Source organism: Lysinibacillus sp. BPa_S21, from assembly GCF_023337795.1.
Taxonomy (GTDB): Bacteria; Bacillota; Bacilli; order Bacillales_A; family Planococcaceae; genus Lysinibacillus.
Map to the genome: position 1 here is coordinate 1 of NZ_JALIRS010000027.1, position 17770 is coordinate 17770.

The window sequence follows — 17770 nt, forward strand, 5'->3', positions numbered from 1 at the left end:
TCTGTACCAGTTGGCACAACAGAGGACGATAATGTAGAAGAGTATACGTGGGGCGAGATTCCAACATTTGATTTTGATATTAAAGCACACTGGGATATTGCTACGGATTTAAAAATTGTGGACTTTGAACGTGGTGCAAAAGTGACTGGTAGCCGTTTCTTATTCTATCGTGGTCTTGGTGCTCGTTTAGAACGCGCTTTAATGACGTTTATGATGGATTTACATGCAGAAGAGCATGGCTATGAAGAAATGTTACCACCTGTAATTGTTAATCGTGATAGCTTAACAGGTACAGGACAGCTACCTAAATTTGAAGAAGATGTCTTTAAATTAGCTGACACAGATTATTTCATGATTCCCACAGCAGAAGTACCAGTGACTAACTTCTATCGTGATGAAATTTTACCTGTTGAAGCATTACCACAAGGCTTTGCAGCATACAGCGCTTGCTTCCGTTCAGAGGCAGGTTCTGCAGGTCGCGATACACGTGGTTTAATTCGCCAACACCAATTTAACAAAGTAGAATTAGTACGTTTTGTAAAACCAGAAGAATCTTATGAACAACTAGAATTATTAACAGGCCATGCAGAAAAAGTACTACAATTATTAGGGTTACCATACCGCAAACTAAAAATGTGTACAGCTGATTTAGGATTTACTGCAGCGAAAAAGTACGATTTAGAGGTTTGGATTCCAGCACAAAATATGTACCGTGAAATCTCTTCTTGCTCTAACTTTGAAGATTTCCAAGCACGTCGAGCAAATATTCGCTTCCGTCGTGAGCCAAATGCAAAACCAGAGTATGTACACACATTAAACGGCTCAGGTCTTGCAATCGGCCGTACAGTAGCAGCAATCCTAGAAAATTATCAGCAAGCCGACGGAAGCGTAATGATTCCTGAGGTATTAAGACCGTATATGGGCGGAAAAGAAGTAATTGCTCCAAAGTAAACTGAGTCGAAAGCGAAGCGGCAGACTCAAGCCGACGGAAGCATAGTGATTGCTCCGAAATAAATTGAATCGAAAAATAAAAGAAACTACTGCTGGGAATTTATTCTCAACAGTAGTTTTTCTTTTCAATAAGTATGCTAGCGGAAAAATTTATGTGCATTATAGTGTCTGTTAACATTCTTCATTTTCAATAATTAATGCTTGTCGAGCTTTTTTCTCGGCTTTTTTTCTTTCACGTAAAGCTCGGAAAAAATCGGTTAAGATTTGTCCACACTCCTCAGCTAATATTCCTTCTGTCACTTCACATTCATGGTTAAAGCGTGCATCGTTTAATAGACGATAGAGTGAATCTACACAGCCTGCTTTTATATCCCTTGCACCATATACAACCCGTGGTACACGAGATTGCAAAATGGCACCTGCACACATAGGGCAAGGTTCAAGCGTCACATAGAGGGTTGTTTCTTCAAGGCGCCAGCTCCCTATTTTTTTACATGCCTCTTGAATAACCATTAATTCAGCGTGCGTCGTTGCATTTTGTGTTGTTTCTCGTAAATTATGGGCTCGTGCAATGATCTCTCCATCGTAAACAAGCACAGCTCCTATCGGCACTTCTCCAAGTAAAGCAGCTTTCTTAGCTTCTTCTAGTGCACTGTTCATAAACAATCGGTCTGTTTCAAAAATATCCACTATGATCTCTCCTTATCATTTAGTGTATCTTGCTTAATTAACAATTGCTACTATCAAATATGTCTCGGCATCTTGCCTTCAGATTATGTAAGACGTAAAACATTGACATATCCAAATTAACCAACTATATTTATATATGAATACATGCTCATATATAAATATAAAAGTTAGGGGAAAACTAAATGGATGAAAAACTAAAAAATACAGAAGCCTTTAATAACAAAGAACAACATTTAGACGAAGAAACATTATTCGTCGTGTCTCAAACATTTAAAGCATTAAGTGATCCGACAAGAATTCGCATTTTAAATTTATTATGTACGGAAGAACATTCGGTAAACGACATTGCTGAAATTTTAGATTTAGGTCAATCAACAGTTTCGCATCAGTTACGTTTTTTGAAAAATTTACGGTTAGTGAAATATAGAAGGGAAGGCACAACCTTATATTATTCAAAAGATGATGATCACATTATGAATTTGTTAATGCAAGCTATTGAGCATGCTGCACATAACTAGAACTAATGGAGGGATAAGAAATGGGACATAATCATGATCACAGCCATGATCATACACATGGCGCAAATAAAAAGGTGTTAATTGTATCATTTATGATTATTACGAGTTATATGGTTGTTGAAGCAATTGGTGGCTATTTAACAAATAGTTTGGCTCTTTTATCCGATGCTGGACATATGTTAAGTGACTCCATTTCGTTAGCAATCGCTTTGCTTGCTTTTATATTTGGGGAAAAGGCTGCGAGTTATAGTAAAACATATGGTTATAAACGATTTGAAATTTTAGCAGCGGTTTTAAATGGTGTGACGTTAATTTTGATTGCTTTATTCATTTTCTATGAGGCAATAGAACGCTTTGCAAATCCACCGGAAGTGGCAACTACAGGGATGCTCATTATTAGCACAATCGGCCTTTTGGTGAATATTCTAGTAGCTTGGATTATGATGCGTGGCAGTGATACAAAAGATAATTTAAATATGCGTGGAGCTTTTTTACATGTATTAAGCGATATGCTTGGATCTGTAGGAGCCATAGTAGCCGCACTATTAATGATGTTTTTGGGTTGGGGCTGGGCTGATCCACTTGCGAGTGTTATTGTTGCAATATTGGTATTGAGAAGCGGCTACTATGTCACGAAGGCGGCTGTCCATGTTCTGATGGAAGGAACACCTTCAAATGTAGACGTTCAGGAAATCATACAAACTATTGAACAAACAGCTGGCATTCATAGCATTCACGATTTACACATTTGGACAATAACAAGTGGAACAAATGCACTTTCTTGTCATGCAGTTGTTGATGATCAGCTGAAAATTGCGGATAGTGAGCATATATTACGAGAAATTGAACATAATCTTGAGCATAAGGGCATAAAGCACGTAACGATTCAATTGGAAACAGTTGCACATAAGCATGATAATTCAATTTTATGTACAATAAAAAATGAGCAGTCCAATCATCACCATCATCATTAAAAAATTCTAAAAATTTTCACCTTTACATACCCTTCGCGGGTATGGTAATATGAAATTGTAAAGTAGGAGGTGCATTTATGGAGGATATAGTGAAAGAAGATGCTTGTCATACTGAGGAAGCTACATCATGTCGAAAAAGCCATCATCCTGAACGCGTTAAAAAGGATTTAACGACTCGTTTAAATCGAATTGAAGGTCAAATCCGAGGTATTAAAGGGATGATTGACAAAGATGTTTACTGTGATGATATTATTACGCAACTGTCTGCCACTCAGTCTGCTTTAAATAGTGTAGCAAAGATATTATTAGAAGGTCATTTAAAGGGATGTGTAGTAGATCGCCTATCAGAAGGTGATGAAGCAGTGTTAGATGAATTAGTAGTGACTATCCAAAAATTAATGAAGAAATAGAATTTTTTAACAAATATATACCCCTATGCAGTATTTAAAATAAAAGGAGAGATATTTTATGCAAAACGTAACGTTAAACGTACAAGGAATGTCATGTGGACATTGTGTAAACTCAGTGGAAAAAAGTGTAGGAGCTTTAACGGGCGTTGAACAAGTAAAAGTAAATTTAGCCGATGGTTTAGTAGATGTAGCATTTGATGAGACAAAAGTATCTCTAGATCAAATTAAAGAAACAATCGACGATCAAGGCTATGACGTTAAATAATATAAATAGGGTGCTCATGTAGCACTCTATTATTTTCAATTGCACATACCCCTGGTTGGTATGTAGGGAGGAGAAATGATCATGAGTTCAGAAATAAAGGAAGCGAATTTGCAAATTACAGGTATGACATGTGCAGCCTGTGCCACTCGTATAGAAAAAGGTTTAAATAAAATGGATGGTGTAGAACAAGCGACGGTTAATTTAGCTCTTGAAAAATCATCCATTAAATATGATCCGACAAAATTAAATGAAGAAGACTTTGAAAAGAAAATTGAAGCACTTGGTTATGGTGTCGTGAAACAAAAAACTGAATTCAACATTACGGGTATGACATGTGCAGCCTGTGCCACTCGTATAGAAAAGGGTTTAAATAAATTAGCAGGTGTATCCTCTGCGAATGTAAACTTAGCGCTTGAAAAAGCGACTATTGAGTTTAACCCATCAGAAGTAACAATTGCAGATATGATTGCGAGGGTTGAAAAATTAGGATATGAGGCTCATCAAAAAGCAGAGGAGCAAGAAACGGTAGATCATCGAGAACAGGCCATCAAAAAACAGCAGCAAAAATTTATTTTATCGGCCATCCTTTCAATACCGTTACTTTGGACGATGGTAGGTCATTTTTCATTTACATCATTTTTATATGTCCCTGAATTTTTAATGAATCCGTGGGTACAAATGGTGTTGGCTACTCCTGTTCAATTCATCATTGGGAAGCAATTTTATGTTGGGGCATACAAAGCTTTACGCAATGGTAGTGCCAATATGGATGTACTTGTAGTCATGGGAACATCCGCTGCTTATTTTTATAGTTTATATCAAGCAATTATTACTGCGGGATCACATCATGCCCCACATCTATATTTTGAAACGAGTGCTGTATTAATTACTTTGATTTTATTAGGTAAATTATTTGAGGCAAAAGCAAAAGGGCGCTCATCTGAAGCAATCAAAAAATTAATGGGCCTTCAAGCAAAAACGGCCATCGTTGTCCGTGATGGTGTAGAAAAAGAAGTACCATTAGAAGAAGTAGTCATTGGCGATATTATTTTAGTGAAACCAGGTGAAAAAATCCCTGTCGATGGCGAGGTAATAGAAGGAACAACGGCTGTTGATGAATCGATGTTAACAGGGGAAAGTTTACCTGTTGATAAAAAGCAAGGGGACCTATTATTTGGTTCCACTATTAATAAAAATGGCTTTATTAAAATGACAGCAACTAAAGTCGGCCGTGATACGGCCTTAGCTCAAATTATTAAAGTTGTAGAGGATGCACAAGGCTCAAAAGCGCCAATCCAGCGCTTAGCAGACCAAATTTCAGGCATTTTTGTACCAATTGTCGTAGGGATTGCGGTCGTAACGTTTCTAATTTGGATGATCTGGGTGCGACCTGGTGAATTTACGCCAGCGCTTGAAGTATTAATTGCAGTTCTCGTAATTGCTTGTCCATGTGCACTTGGATTAGCAACGCCAACATCTATTATGGCGGGCTCTGGGCGTGCTGCGGAATTTGGTGTTTTGTTTAAAGGTGGGGAGCATTTAGAGCAAACGCAAAGCATTGATACAGTAGTTGTTGATAAAACAGGTACAGTAACACACGGCAAACCTGTATTAACGGATATCGTACTGGCGGCAAATCAGGACGAAACTCGATTTTTATCGTTAATCGGCGCAGCGGAGAAGCAATCGGAGCATCCGTTAGCAGAAGCAATTGTTCAAGGAATTACTGATCGTGGTATTGACCTAGGGGATGTTCAATTTTTTGAAGCAATACCAGGTTACGGTGTGCAAGCGACTGTCTCTGGTCAAGGAGTTGTCATCGGTACGCGTAAATTGATGCAACAATATGGTATTCACATTGATGATATTCTACCGATAATGGAGCAATTAGAGGAAAACGGTAAAACGGCTATGTTAGCTGCGATTAACAATCAGTATGCCGGACTAGTAGCAGTTGCTGATACAGTGAAAGCTACTTCAAAAGAAGCGGTAAGTCGTCTACAAGAGATGGGCATTACGGTCATTATGATGACTGGTGATAATGAACGTACAGCACAAGCTATTGGTGCAGAAGTTGGTGTGAATCGTGTGATTGCAGAAGTACTTCCGGAAGGCAAAGCGAATGAAGTGAAAAAACTGCAAGCTACAGGTAAAAAAGTGGCGATGGTTGGTGATGGCATTAATGATGCACCAGCACTTGCAACGGCTACTATTGGGATGGCGATTGGTACCGGTACAGACGTTGCGATGGAAGCGGCCGATATTACATTGATTCGTGGCGATTTAAACAGTATCGCGGATGCTATCATCATGAGTCGTAAAACAATGCGCAACATTAAGCAAAACTTATTCTGGGCATTTGCTTACAATACATTAGGTATTCCAATTGCCGCAATTGGTTTACTGGCTCCTTGGGTAGCGGGTGCAGCGATGGCATTTAGTTCAGTGTCTGTTGTTTTAAATGCACTACGTTTACAGCGAGTGAAATTATAGAGATTACGATAGATCCACTTCGGTGGGTCTATTTTTTTTGGACGCCTATTTTATAGAGAAATAGTTTGATTCTGTTTTTCATTTTCGCACTATGATACAATGAAAAGCACTGAATATAAAAACCTCTTGGACGAGGTAATTGATGATAGAATCCATAGAACATGAAGGAGGAGCTTCTGGTGACGGTTCCATTTGTTACGGTAGAAGGTCCGATTGGTGTTGGTAAAACCTCTTTATCTAAAGAGATTGCAGCAACATTTAATTACCATCTATTAAAAGAAATAGTAGACGAAAACCCTTTTTTAAATAAGTTTTATGAAAACATTGAGGAATGGAGCTTCCAAACGGAAATGTTCTTCCTATGTAATCGCTATAAACAATTGTCGGATATAAAAAGTTTCCGTCTAACACATGATAAACCTGTTGTAGCAGACTACCACATTTTTAAAAATTTAATATTTGCTAAGCGTACATTGGCATCAACTGAGTATGATAAATACGAGGAAATATATAAAATATTAACGAAAGATATGCCTGTACCTAATGTAGTTGTTTATTTACATGCCAGTGTTGATACATTGATGAAACGTATTGCGATGCGTGGTCGCGAATTTGAAAAAATGATTTCACGGGATTACATGGAGCAATTAGTGGCAGATTATCATTCTTTTATCGAGCATTTTGAGACTATGCATCCCGATATTCCTGTTATTCGATTTAATGGTGATCAGCTTGATTTCGTAAAACATCCAAAAGATTTGAAATTTGTTTTACAAACAATAAAGGACACGTTACAACAAAGGAGCTTGCAACAATGAATTTGAGAGAGAAATACGATATTCCTCCACAAACGGTCATTACAATCGCTGGTACGGTTGGTGTAGGAAAGTCAACAATGACAAAGGCGTTGGCAGAGGCGCTAAATTTCCGTACATCGTTTGAAAAAGTGGATACAAATCCATATTTAGATAAATTTTATGAGGACTTTGAAAAATGGAGCTTTCATTTACAGGTGTATTTTTTAGCTGAACGTTTTAAAGAGCAGAAGCGAATCTTTGAATATGGCGGTGGGTTTATTCAAGATCGCTCAATCTATGAAGATACAGGAATTTTTGCTAAGATGCACTATGATAAAGGTACAATGAGCCCAACGGATTACGAGACGTATACAAATTTATTTGATGCTATGGTAATGACACCCTATTTCCCGCACCCAGATTTACTGGTTTATTTAGAAGGACCAATTGATTCTGTTATTGGACGAATTCAAGAGCGTGGTCGTGCGATGGAGCAGCAAACACCGAATGATTATTGGATTGAAATGCATGACCGCTATGAAAACTGGATCAATAATTTTAATTCATGCCCGGTTCTACGTTTAGATATAAATGATTATGATTTATTAAAAAATCCTGAAGCAATTGAATCAATTGTTAGCCGCATCAGTCATATGCTAAAACAAACAAGTCATTTACGTAAATAGGAAGTTCATGAAGCTCTGGCTGAAAGCAAAGTGACGGACAGAAAAGCGTAATTGAAGAAAATAAATGATCAAAAGACGTGAGACAATATGTAACCTATTGTATCACGTCTTTTGAATAGGGGGGATTACTATAAGAATAGCGGTGTATTGCGGTTCTGGCTTAGGCATAAGCACGATTTTTGCAGAGAAGGCAGCCGAATTAGGGACTGTTTTAGCTCAGAATAGTCATGGTGTCGTTTATGGTGGTTCGAAAACAGGATTAATGGGAAAAGTGGCAGATGCCGTATTAGAAGCTGGCGGTGAGGTTATTGGCGTGATGCCAACTCATTTACAGAAGCGGGAAATAGCACATGCCTCGTTAACAGAGATTCATTTTGTTGAGTCAATGCATGTACGTAAAGCCAAAATGGTAGAGTTAGCAGATGCTTTTATTGCCTTACCGGGTGGTGGGGGAACAATGGATGAATATTTTGAAGTGTTTACGTGGGCACAAATTGGCTTACATGAAAAGCCCGTAATTTTATATAATGTGAATGGTTTTTATGATGCGCTTTTGCAATTATTTAAGAAAATGCTCGAAGAAGGTTTTATACGAACTGAACAAAAAGCACTTATTCGCGTAGCTACCACATCGGAGGAAGTATTACATTTATTAAAAGAGCATAAGTAACTTTTTGTCCAAAAAAGAATCCATTTTGAAAAAGATTGATCAAAATGGATTCTTTTTCATTTAAGCTAATGGCATATAAATTGCCTGTTTGCCCTGTTGTTAAGAAAATGCAATTATTACATAATTGATTTTAAATTTACTAAATCTTCTGAAATACATTGAAATAGTAGATGACTTTTATTTACAATAATTGTGTAAGAATTTCATAAATCATAATAGGGGTGTTATAGATGACAAAGGTGGAAGTAAGTTTTGAGCATTTACCTACGACTGCAGTTTCAGATGCGACAGGAGGACATACGAATTTACGTAGTGACATTAAACCGTTAGCAGATCATTTTAAAATTGCTGGTCGTGCGGTAACAGTACGCTTACCGGATGGTGAAAATGGGGCAGTATTGGAAGCCATTCGAGCTGCTAGCGAAGGAGATATTTTAGTAATTGACGCTAAAGGGAATACCAATCGTGCAGTTGCTGGTGATTTTGTTCTTTCGTTGGCGAAGGGTATAGGTATACAGGGCTTTGTCGTTGATGGTGTGATTCGTGATTTGGCTGCTATTCAAGAATTAGACTTCCCAGTGTTTTCACTTGGCACAACGGTAGCAGCTGGTCATAAAAATGGCGGTGGCGAAGTAAATGTTCCAATTGCTATAGGGGGCGTTTCGGTTTGTCCTGGTGATTATATTATTGGAGATGTGGACGGAGTTGTGGTCGTACCACATGAAGATGCAGAGCGTATTGTGGCAGCTGCCGAGGCAAAGCTTGAAAAAGATGATATGCGCGCACAAGAGGCACATGCAAATGGAAAAGAATCTATTATCGCTTATTTAGATAAAGTTTTAACACCTTCAATCTAAAGATGAATAAAAAATCCTCACGATGCCATCTATACATCGTGAGGATTTTTTAATTTTTATGCTAAATTTTCATTATCTTTAAAGTAAGTTTTCATTTTTTCTGCATCGAAACGGCCTTCCCATTTCGCCATTACTAATGACGCAAGTGAGTTACCAATTACGTTAACAACTGTACGTCCCATATCTAGAATACGATCGATACCGGCGATGAATGCTAAACCTTCAATTGGAATGCCGACAGTACCTAGAGTTGCTAGAAGTACAACGAAGGATACTCCTGGAACACCTGCAATCCCTTTAGATGTAACCATTAATACAAGCATTAACGTAATTTGTTCACCAATACTTAGGTGAATACCGTACATTTGAGCAATAAATAATGCAGCAATAGCTTGGTATAGTGTAGAACCATCTAAGTTAAAGGAGTAACCGGTTGGAATAACAAAGGATACGATATCCTTCGGAGCGCCTAGTTTCTCCATTTTCATCATAATTCGCGGTAACACAGCTTCAGAACTTGCTGTAGAGAACGCTAAAATCAGCTCATCTTTTAGTACTTTAATTAGGAAGAAGATACTGATACCTGTAAATCTGGCCACAAGACCAAGAACGACAAAGATAAAGAATAACATTGTTGCATAAACAAGTATTGCGAGTTTACCGAGTGGTATTAGTGAAGCGAATCCATATTTGGAAACGGTTACACCGATTAAACCAAATACCCCAAGCGGAGCGAATTTCATTACAAGATTCGTTACCCAGAACATAGCATCTGCTACACCTTGGAAGAAGTCTAATACTGGTTTACCTCGATCGCCAATGGCAGCTACTCCTAAACCAAAAATAACTGAGAAGAAAATGATCGCAAGCATATTACCTTCAGACATTGCCTGAACGATATTTGTCGGTACAATGCTTACAATAATATCAAATGGTCCTTCATGCTGCACTTCTTCTGTAGTTGCAACGTATTTCGAAATATCTCCTTGAGAGAGCTCGTTCATGTTTAGACCCGCGCCAGGTTGGAATAAGTTTGCGGAAAGTAAACCAATTACAATTGCTACTGTTGTAATAACTTCAAAGTAAATAAGTGATTTTCCGCCTAATCGTCCAAGCTGTTTCATGTCTCCAGTGCCAGCAACACCAACGATTAAAGTCGAAATAATAATCGGTACAACAATCATTTTAATTAGATGAAGGAAAATATCACCTAGAGGTTGTAAATATGTTTCAATTTTGGGGTTTCCATAAAAGATACCACCAATAATAATCCCTAAAATCAAACCGATTAAAATTTGAGTGGCTAAACTGATTCTAAATTTCTTCTTCAAAACCTTAGTACCTCCTAATATTAAAATTTTTAGGACTTGCCTTACTTTAATAATACGGAGGACTTATGGAATCCGACGGAATCCGAGAAAATTAATTTACTTTAGTTAAAATGTCTGAATATAATACCTGAATAAACTTCTTGATATTAACTTTTGCTTTACGATTTCCGTGATCTTCAATCTGACTCATAAGCTGACGAATTTCTTTAAAGTCAAAGTATCGGGGTGCATAATATTCAAATTCGGAGTTTGTATAATCCACGACACCCAGATTGGCGAGATTTATCATAGCTGCTAATATAGTACGACGCACACGCTGTTCAATGGCTTTACTTTCCTTCAAGATTTCATCTGGTGTAGCCTTTGTGACAGCTGCAATTTCCTCATAAAGTTCCTTTAATGGCGGAAGCGGTGCAATTTTGTGCTGATGAGCAAGTAATGTCTCAATGATCGCAATAATATCTTCGCTTCCAATCTCACCAACGATACCCATATCATTTAAGATGGTTTGAATATGATCGCGTGACGTTGCTTTATGATTTATTTGTTCACTTAGGTCAATATTTGTAAGTGATTGGCGAATAATAAGCAATGAGTTTTTTAGGCGAAATTGTTCAGTTGTTTTACGTAAAACATTCTCAACCTCAATACGGTTGATAGGTTTATGAATAAAGAAATCTATACCTTGCTCATATGCCTCACCTACCATTTCCTTATTCACCACCTGAGAAATCATAACAAATTGTCCCTCGAAGCGATTTTGAATAAGGTGCTCGACTGTAGCTATTCCATCGAGCTTAGGCATAAGTAAGTCAATCAACACAAATTCTGGCTGTGTCATTAAAATTTGTGGAATGGCATCCTCACCATTGCGTGCTTCACCAATAACGGTACCTAAGCCACTTTCTTCAATAATTTGTTTTAACATGACCCGACTTGCACGATCATCATCTACAATAAAATACCTCATTTAAGTCTCTCCCGTTTGAATAGTTTGCGTAGGAACTGCAATTTTAAACATCGTGTTTTGAGCATTTGATTCAACGGATATTGAGCCATTTAATTTATTTACTAATTCAACAACATGTGAAAGCCCAATACCTGTTGCTGCGACACCTTCTACATTGTATTTTGTTGTGTATCCAGGTTCAAAAATAATAGAAAGATTACTTTGCGGGATACCCTTTCCATTATCACATACTGTTATTACAGTATCATCCTGTTGCTGTTGAATGGCAATAGAAATGATGCCTTGATCTTCAATTGCTTCTATAGCATTGGCTGTTAAATTATTTAAAAGTGCAAGCAATGCAATATGTTCTTTCGTTTGAAAATCACTTTCAATAGTTAATTGAAAGTCGATTTCTTTCCCAAGAAAATTAGCGTACTTACTGTTGCCGTCTTCGATATAATGTAATAATTCTGACAATCTAAGGGAGCCATAGCTCTTTTCACCAACAATTTTAGAAATACCTGCATAAATACGTTGCGAATCCTTCTTCACTTCATGAATTTCCTGGGCAATATGGAGTGCCTGTAAACTTTCTGCACGATAACCTAGTGATTTTAATTGTCGATATAATTCAAATCCACTGGCTGTAATTGCTTCTATGTGGTTCATCGATTTTTTTAAATATAGTGTCTCAACATATAAATCTGAGCCGATCGTAAGCATTTCCTGAACACGTTTTTTTTGCTCAGCAATTAAAATGGAACTAAAAATACCGACAACAAAGAAACTGCGTAAAAAAGCAACTGCTAATAGTATAAGTAAATCATGAAGGAATAAAAAAGTATAAGAATTTATAAAAAAACGAAATAGTTGTTCCACTAAATTACTGAATACTTCACTAAACGAAACTAGTAGTCCAAGCAATAGTGGTTTTTCTCTATATTGATGAATATTTAGAATTTGTAAGCATATTGCAAATAATATATAAAATGCAGCAGCCGGTAAATGTATTTGTAAACTATCGACTAATGGAACATCATGAAAAGAGTAATTAATGATAATTCGAAAAATGGTTGTCACGATACTTGTAGCAAACCCAGCCAAAATGATTGGTGTAGGTCTAAGTAGCGTGCATAAAAAGAAAATAATACTTCCTAATCCGAAACGAAAAGGCGTATCAGCGAAAGGTATTATTTTAATCTCACTACCGATAGCGGTTAACAGAGCGATTATAAAAATCCAAGTGAGGGGGGCACGGGGTATGTAAAACTTCGAGTGCATAAAAAATCCTCCCTAATCAATATTAACGAGCAATATGCTAAAAGAGCTCGTTTAAATGTTTGAAATAAAGGTAATTGTACCACTCCTTTTGATGTTTCGTTGGGGTGAAACACGATTTAGAAACAAAAGCGCATTTGCCTAGATGAAATACAATAAAAAAATACCACAACCTAAGTGGAAGTGGCATCTATTAAAGGTTACATACAATTTTAAAGCAAAAAAAAACGGCTACATTCGTAGTCGGAATTTTAAAACTGGAGGAGGTAGAGGGATTCGAACCCCCGCGCGGTGTTACCCGCCTGTCGGTTTTCAAGACCGATCCCTTCAGCCAGACTTGGGTATACCTCCATGTTGTTTTGTTGCATTGTCTTATCGACAAGATTTAATTTATCACATTATATATTAAACGTCAACATGATTTTTATATTTTTTTATTAATTTCTTATTTTACAGTGCAGATAGAATATTCCATATAAATATTATGCGTATTAAGTTGCAATTTATGAAAACAGTCAGTATACTAGTTATTGCCGTGCTAGGTGGGAAGGTAGCGGTGTCCTGTAACTCGCAATCCGCTCTAGCGAGACTGAATTCCTTTTTCGAGGCTGTCCGTATTGTTTGGTCTGCCTTTTGCACGTAGTGTTGACGATTGGGTCCTGCGCAATGGATACCCATGAACCATGTCAGGTCCGGAAGGAAGCAGCATTAAGTGGTCTTATCCATGTGCCGCGGGGTTGCCTAATCTGAGCTAACGACAAGAGTAACGCTTATGTGCGGCTGTCGAAGAAAGGTGCACGGCATTAACTTGCCAATTCAAACGCATCCGTCTACAAAGGCGGATGCGTTTTTTTATGATTTTTTTAATTTTTGTTGGGACGGAAGGTCAATCGTTAGAATGTATAAGGAAGCTACAAATGGCACAAGGTTGCCGATAGGAGCCTGAAGCATCAGCCTTACTATAGGGAATGAAAGAGAATTGTCCCGAAATTTACAGAAAAACGATGACACTATTTTATAAATAATGAGGCAAATGCTATAATAGAACTATTCTATATAATGAAGAAGAGGAGAGGAAACCATTGACGTATCAAGCATTTTATCGTGTGTATCGACCGCAATCATTCCGAGAAATGTCTGGCCAAGCACATGTCAAAAGAACGCTACAAAATGCTCTCCTAGCGAATAAAACAACGCATGCTTATTTATTTTCCGGCCCGCGTGGTACCGGGAAAACAAGTACAGCTAAAATTTTTGCAAAGGCATTAAATTGTGAGCATGCACCATCAAACGAGCCTTGTAATGAATGTGCTACTTGTTTAAGTATTACAGAAGGTTCTCACCCAGATGTTATTGAATTTGATGCGGCGTCTAATTCACGCGTTGAAGAAATTCGTGACATCATTGAGAAAGTTCGATTTGCTCCTGCAAGTAGCAGATATAAAGTGTATATCATCGATGAAGTGCATATGCTTTCTACAAGTGCTTTCAACGCCCTTTTAAAGACGTTAGAAGAACCACCATCTCATGCCGTATTTATTTTAGCAACGACAGAGCCTCATAAATTGCCCGCAACGATTATTTCAAGATGTCAGCGCTTTGATTTCAAACGTCTTTCAACCAATGATATTATTGAGCGCATGAAAGTTGTATTAGAAGACATTGAGTTGCCATTTGAGGAACAGGGTTTAAAGGTAATCGCACAATCAGCAGCAGGTGGTATGCGAGATGCTTTAAGCTTATTAGATCAGGTTGTATCCTTCAGCGGAGAAAAGTTGAAGCTTGAAGATACATTACTTGTGACAGGTTCTATTAGTCAGGAAATTTTCTATGAATTAGCAGAAGCTCTAAAAGTAAAAGATGTCGCACAAATGCTTGCGTTATTAGAACAGCTTATCGCGGACGGCAAAGATCCTCTTCGACTTTCAGAGGACTTGATTACATTTTTCCGGGATTTATTACTACTGCAAACAAGTGAAGATCTGGCCGAATTATTAGAACTAGTATCACCCGAGGAGCGAGTATTTACTTTAGCGCATGACTTTGCACCGGATTTGTTATATGGCTACATTGATATTTTAGCGAAAACGCAGCAAGAAATGCGATTCTCCCATCATACAAAGATTTACTTAGAAACGGCATTACTTAAAATGGTGCAGTTTTCCGGAGGTTCAGTTGGTCAAACTACCACTTCGGGTGAGGTAGCTATGAGCCCTGAGCTCGCTCAAAAAGTCGTGGCACTCGAGCAGATGGTGCAGCAACTATCAGCCCAATTACAAGCGGGTGCTTCTGTACAAACGACGCAAACGCCAAAAGAGCAACGTCCACGAGCTAAAAGTCCAAACGGCTATAAAGCACCAACAGGTCGTATTCAAGAGATACTAAAAGATGCTACAAAGCAAGATGTACAACGCATCAAATCGGTTTGGGCACAGGCGTTAAGCCAAATGCAAAAATCTCAGTCAGCTCTTTTAGCAGAAGCTGAACCTGTTGCGGCATCATCAAGTGCTTTTGTGTTAAAATTCAAGTATGATATTCATTGTCAAATGGTTGCTGATAATCAATCCTTAAAAGCTCAGTTCACACAATTAATTGCAGGGCAAACTGGTACTATGTACGAAATGCTTTGTACGCCTGAAGAGGCTTGGTTAAAATTACGTGAAGAGTTTATTCGTGATCACGGCTTACAGCAACAGAAAAATTCTCAGAGTGAAACCGATCATGAAGTGGAATTATTGGATTCACCTCCGGCAGAAATGTCAGAAGGGCCGTTTATCGACGATGCTCAACCGCTTGCCTCACAAGATCCACTTGTGACGGAAGCAGAAAAGCTGTTTGGTAAAGATTTTATTGAAATTGTAGAAGATTAATCATTTAGGAGGAATATGTTTATGCGTGGAATGGGAAATATGCAAGGTATGATGAAAAAAATGCAAAAAATGCAAAAGGAAATGATGGAAGCTCAAGAGGCTTTAAACGCAGAGCAATTTGAAGGTGCAGCTGGTGGCGGCATGGTTAAAGTAACTGTAACTGGTCAACGCGAAGTCATAGAAGTAAATCTTGATCCTTCAGTAGTAGATCCAGAAGATATCGAAATGCTACAAGATTTAATCGTTATTGCTACAAATGAAGCATTGAAAAAAGTAGATGAAAAAACGAATTCAACAATGGGCAAATTCACTCAAGGGATGAACCTTCCGTTCTAGGAGGTAAATAAATGTACTACCCAGAACCAATATCGAAACTGATTGATAGTTTTATGAAATTGCCAGGTATCGGGCCGAAAACCGCGGCTCGGCTGGCGTTTTTTGTGTTAACAATGAAAGAGGATGACGTTTTATCCTTTTCAAAGGCATTAATAGATGCTAAACGAAATTTAAGCTACTGCTCCGTATGCGGCAACATAACTGATGTAGATCCATGTCATATCTGTACAGACAAACAAAGAGATCATTCTGTAATTTGCGTTGTCCAAGATACAAAAGATGTCATTGCGATGGAAAAAATGCGCGATTTTAATGGTATGTATCATGTGTTACAGGGAGCTATTTCACCTATGGATGGTGTTGGTCCAGAAGATATTAATGTCGCTTCCCTACTAGTTCGTTTGCAAGACGAGGCTGTTCAAGAGCTTATTTTAGCTACGAATTCAACTATTGAGGGCGAGGCAACAGCAATGTATATTTCTCGTCTGGTGAAGCCATCCGGCATTCGAACAACACGAATCGCTCACGGACTACCAGTAGGTGGAGATTTAGAATATGCAGATGAAGTAACCTTATCGAAGGCAATGGAAGGTCGCCGAGAATTGTGAGTGAGGGATTAATATGTTCTTCCGAAGTAAGGGAAAATTAAAAAAAGAATTCGATGACAAGCTTGTAAATCTTATAAAAGAAACAAAAGAGGATTTACAGCAGGCGAAGATAATTGAAGAACTACTAGATGACTATGATTTAGAAGTAATTGCTCAACGAAAAGCATCGGAGAGTATACATTTCTATCTATTCAAGGAAGCTAGAATTCGGAGAGTATTAATTAAATAATAGGTTTCAACTTATTCCAGCGGATATCCTAACATTCGTTGGAATAGGGGAACTCAGGCTAAAAACCTCGCATCCTGTGAAAATGCCTGAGTGCGAGCATCGTTATTGGGCCTAAGTACAAAGGCAGAATCCAGAAGCGACAGCTACAAATGTTTTCCGTAGCGAAAGCAAAGCGTCTGCTATAAGTTGCCGAGGCATAATTGATATTCATAGAAGTAAAATAGGAAACATAAACTTTCATAATTATATCGTTAAGGGGGAAACCATATGTCGTGGTTAGTAATTATGAGCTTTTGTGTACCTGTAGTGCTTCTTTTTCTTTATATAATAATAAGACATGCCAAGATGGGTAAAATATTAGAAGGAATGTCTGTGTTTTGGTTTAGATTTGCATTTGCCTTTCTACTATTATTTATTATTCACTTAGGTTTAGGTTATGCAGGCTATAATGTACCGATTAATCTATTTTCAGTATTCGCAATTGCAATATTGGGTATTCCAGGTGTGCTAGGAATAACTGCTTTAGTATATTTTTTATAAAATGCTTGCAAAACAAAAATATTGTGATATAGTAATAAGAGTCGTTAAGATAACCGTTGGAAAACAAATGAGTTTGAAATTAAATAATTTAATTGTTGACAATGAGTGATCGACATGATATTATATAAGAGTTGCTGTTGAGAAAACAGTGACGAAATGAACCTTGAAAACTGAACAAGCAAAACGTAATCAATAAAGTTTTTAGTAGCTAACTTTGAGTTAGTGAACAAAACAAAATTTTGGACATCAAACATGATGCCAGCAAAACAATTTGAGCTAATCAAATTTCTTTTTATGGAGAGTTTGATCCTGGCT

19 protein-coding genes, 1 tRNA gene and 1 other RNA gene are annotated in these 17770 nt (G+C 37.7%); 16 read left to right on the forward strand and 5 right to left on the reverse strand.

What is annotated here, in order from left to right; genetic code table 11:
• On the forward strand, positions 1-951 hold a 951-nt coding region (serS, locus tag MOK21_RS23375), incomplete at its 5' end, for a serine--tRNA ligase (RefSeq protein ID WP_249076344.1).
• A gap of 171 nt (positions 952-1122) precedes the next feature.
• Here serS and tadA read toward each other — a convergent pair.
• Positions 1123-1641: a tRNA adenosine(34) deaminase TadA gene (gene tadA / locus MOK21_RS23380; protein WP_249076345.1), complete on the reverse strand. Its 519-nt coding sequence runs from the start codon at positions 1639-1641 to the stop codon at positions 1123-1125.
• A gap of 182 nt (positions 1642-1823) precedes the next feature.
• On the opposite strand from tadA, the gene MOK21_RS23385 reads away from it, so the two are divergent.
• The 9 genes from MOK21_RS23385 to MOK21_RS23425 all read left to right on the forward strand — a co-directional run bounded on the left by MOK21_RS23385 (position 1824) and on the right by MOK21_RS23425 (position 9311).
• Positions 1824-2159 (forward strand): ArsR/SmtB family transcription factor, encoded by a 336-nt coding sequence (locus tag MOK21_RS23385; protein WP_249076346.1) that lies wholly within the window; start codon positions 1824-1826, stop codon positions 2157-2159.
• A 20-nt stretch (positions 2160-2179) separates the two neighbouring features.
• Positions 2180-3133, forward strand: a complete 954-nt coding sequence (locus MOK21_RS23390) for a cation diffusion facilitator family transporter (RefSeq protein ID WP_249076347.1) — start codon at positions 2180-2182, stop codon at positions 3131-3133.
• 77 nt (positions 3134-3210) lie between these two features.
• Positions 3211-3543 (forward strand): metal-sensitive transcriptional regulator, encoded by a 333-nt coding sequence (locus tag MOK21_RS23395; RefSeq protein WP_049662516.1) that lies wholly within the window; start codon positions 3211-3213, stop codon positions 3541-3543.
• 58 nt (positions 3544-3601) lie between these two features.
• Entirely contained in the window at positions 3602-3808 is a 207-nt protein-coding gene (gene copZ, locus MOK21_RS23400; protein WP_249076348.1) for a copper chaperone CopZ, read from the forward strand.
• Positions 3809-3889: 81 nt separating this feature from the next.
• Positions 3890-6301 carry a heavy metal translocating P-type ATPase gene (locus MOK21_RS23405; RefSeq protein WP_249076350.1) on the forward strand — a complete coding sequence of 804 codons (2412 nt, stop codon included), beginning with the start codon at positions 3890-3892 and terminating at the stop codon, positions 6299-6301.
• 179 nt (positions 6302-6480) lie between these two features.
• Positions 6481-7119, forward strand: a complete 639-nt coding sequence (locus tag MOK21_RS23410; protein WP_308221957.1) for a deoxynucleoside kinase — start codon at positions 6481-6483, stop codon at positions 7117-7119.
• Positions 7116-7784 carry a deoxynucleoside kinase gene (locus tag MOK21_RS23415; protein ID WP_249076352.1) on the forward strand — a complete coding sequence of 223 codons (669 nt, stop codon included), beginning with the start codon at positions 7116-7118 and terminating at the stop codon, positions 7782-7784. Before MOK21_RS23410 ends, MOK21_RS23415 begins: the two co-directional genes overlap by 4 nt.
• A 142-nt stretch (positions 7785-7926) precedes the next feature.
• Positions 7927-8454 (forward strand): LOG family protein, encoded by a 528-nt coding sequence (locus MOK21_RS23420; RefSeq protein ID WP_249076353.1) that lies wholly within the window; start codon positions 7927-7929, stop codon positions 8452-8454.
• 230 nt (positions 8455-8684) lie between these two features.
• Positions 8685-9311 (forward strand): RraA family protein, encoded by a 627-nt coding sequence (locus tag MOK21_RS23425; RefSeq protein WP_249076354.1) that lies wholly within the window; start codon positions 8685-8687, stop codon positions 9309-9311.
• A gap of 56 nt (positions 9312-9367) precedes the next feature.
• Here MOK21_RS23425 and MOK21_RS23430 read toward each other — a convergent pair whose 3' ends face one another.
• The 4 genes from MOK21_RS23430 to MOK21_RS23445 all read right to left on the reverse strand — a co-directional run bounded on the left by MOK21_RS23430 (position 9368) and on the right by MOK21_RS23445 (position 13223).
• A complete protein-coding gene (locus MOK21_RS23430; RefSeq protein ID WP_249076355.1) occupies positions 9368-10642 on the reverse strand; it encodes a cation:dicarboxylate symporter family transporter in 1275 nt (424 codons plus the stop codon).
• A 91-nt stretch (positions 10643-10733) separates the two neighbouring features.
• Positions 10734-11612 carry a response regulator gene (locus tag MOK21_RS23435; protein WP_249076356.1) on the reverse strand — a complete coding sequence of 293 codons (879 nt, stop codon included), beginning with the start codon at positions 11610-11612 and terminating at the stop codon, positions 10734-10736.
• Complete coding sequence (locus tag MOK21_RS23440) at positions 11613-12875, reverse strand: ATP-binding protein (protein ID WP_249076357.1); 1263 nt, start codon at positions 12873-12875, stop codon at positions 11613-11615.
• 255 nt (positions 12876-13130) lie between these two features.
• Positions 13131-13223 (reverse strand) — tRNA-Ser (locus MOK21_RS23445).
• A 182-nt stretch (positions 13224-13405) separates the two neighbouring features.
• Here MOK21_RS23445 and ffs point away from each other — a divergent pair.
• The 6 genes from ffs (at position 13406) to MOK21_RS23475 (ending at position 17455) form a co-directional block, all read left to right on the forward strand.
• Positions 13406-13673: signal recognition particle sRNA large type (gene ffs / locus MOK21_RS23450), an RNA gene on the forward strand.
• A gap of 281 nt (positions 13674-13954) precedes the next feature.
• Positions 13955-15742 carry a DNA polymerase III subunit gamma/tau gene (dnaX, locus tag MOK21_RS23455; protein WP_249076358.1) on the forward strand — a complete coding sequence of 596 codons (1788 nt, stop codon included), beginning with the start codon at positions 13955-13957 and terminating at the stop codon, positions 15740-15742.
• A gap of 21 nt (positions 15743-15763) precedes the next feature.
• Positions 15764-16078: a YbaB/EbfC family nucleoid-associated protein gene (locus MOK21_RS23460; protein WP_249076359.1), complete on the forward strand. Its 315-nt coding sequence runs from the start codon at positions 15764-15766 to the stop codon at positions 16076-16078.
• 11 nt (positions 16079-16089) lie between these two features.
• Complete coding sequence (gene recR / locus MOK21_RS23465) at positions 16090-16686, forward strand: recombination mediator RecR (RefSeq protein WP_249076361.1); 597 nt, start codon at positions 16090-16092, stop codon at positions 16684-16686.
• Between the two features lie 13 nt (positions 16687-16699).
• Positions 16700-16915: a YaaL family protein gene (locus MOK21_RS23470; RefSeq protein ID WP_249076364.1), complete on the forward strand. Its 216-nt coding sequence runs from the start codon at positions 16700-16702 to the stop codon at positions 16913-16915.
• Between the two features lie 267 nt (positions 16916-17182).
• Complete coding sequence (locus MOK21_RS23475) at positions 17183-17455, forward strand: pro-sigmaK processing inhibitor BofA family protein (RefSeq protein WP_249076366.1); 273 nt, start codon at positions 17183-17185, stop codon at positions 17453-17455.
• Positions 17456-17770: the final 315 nt, after the last annotated feature.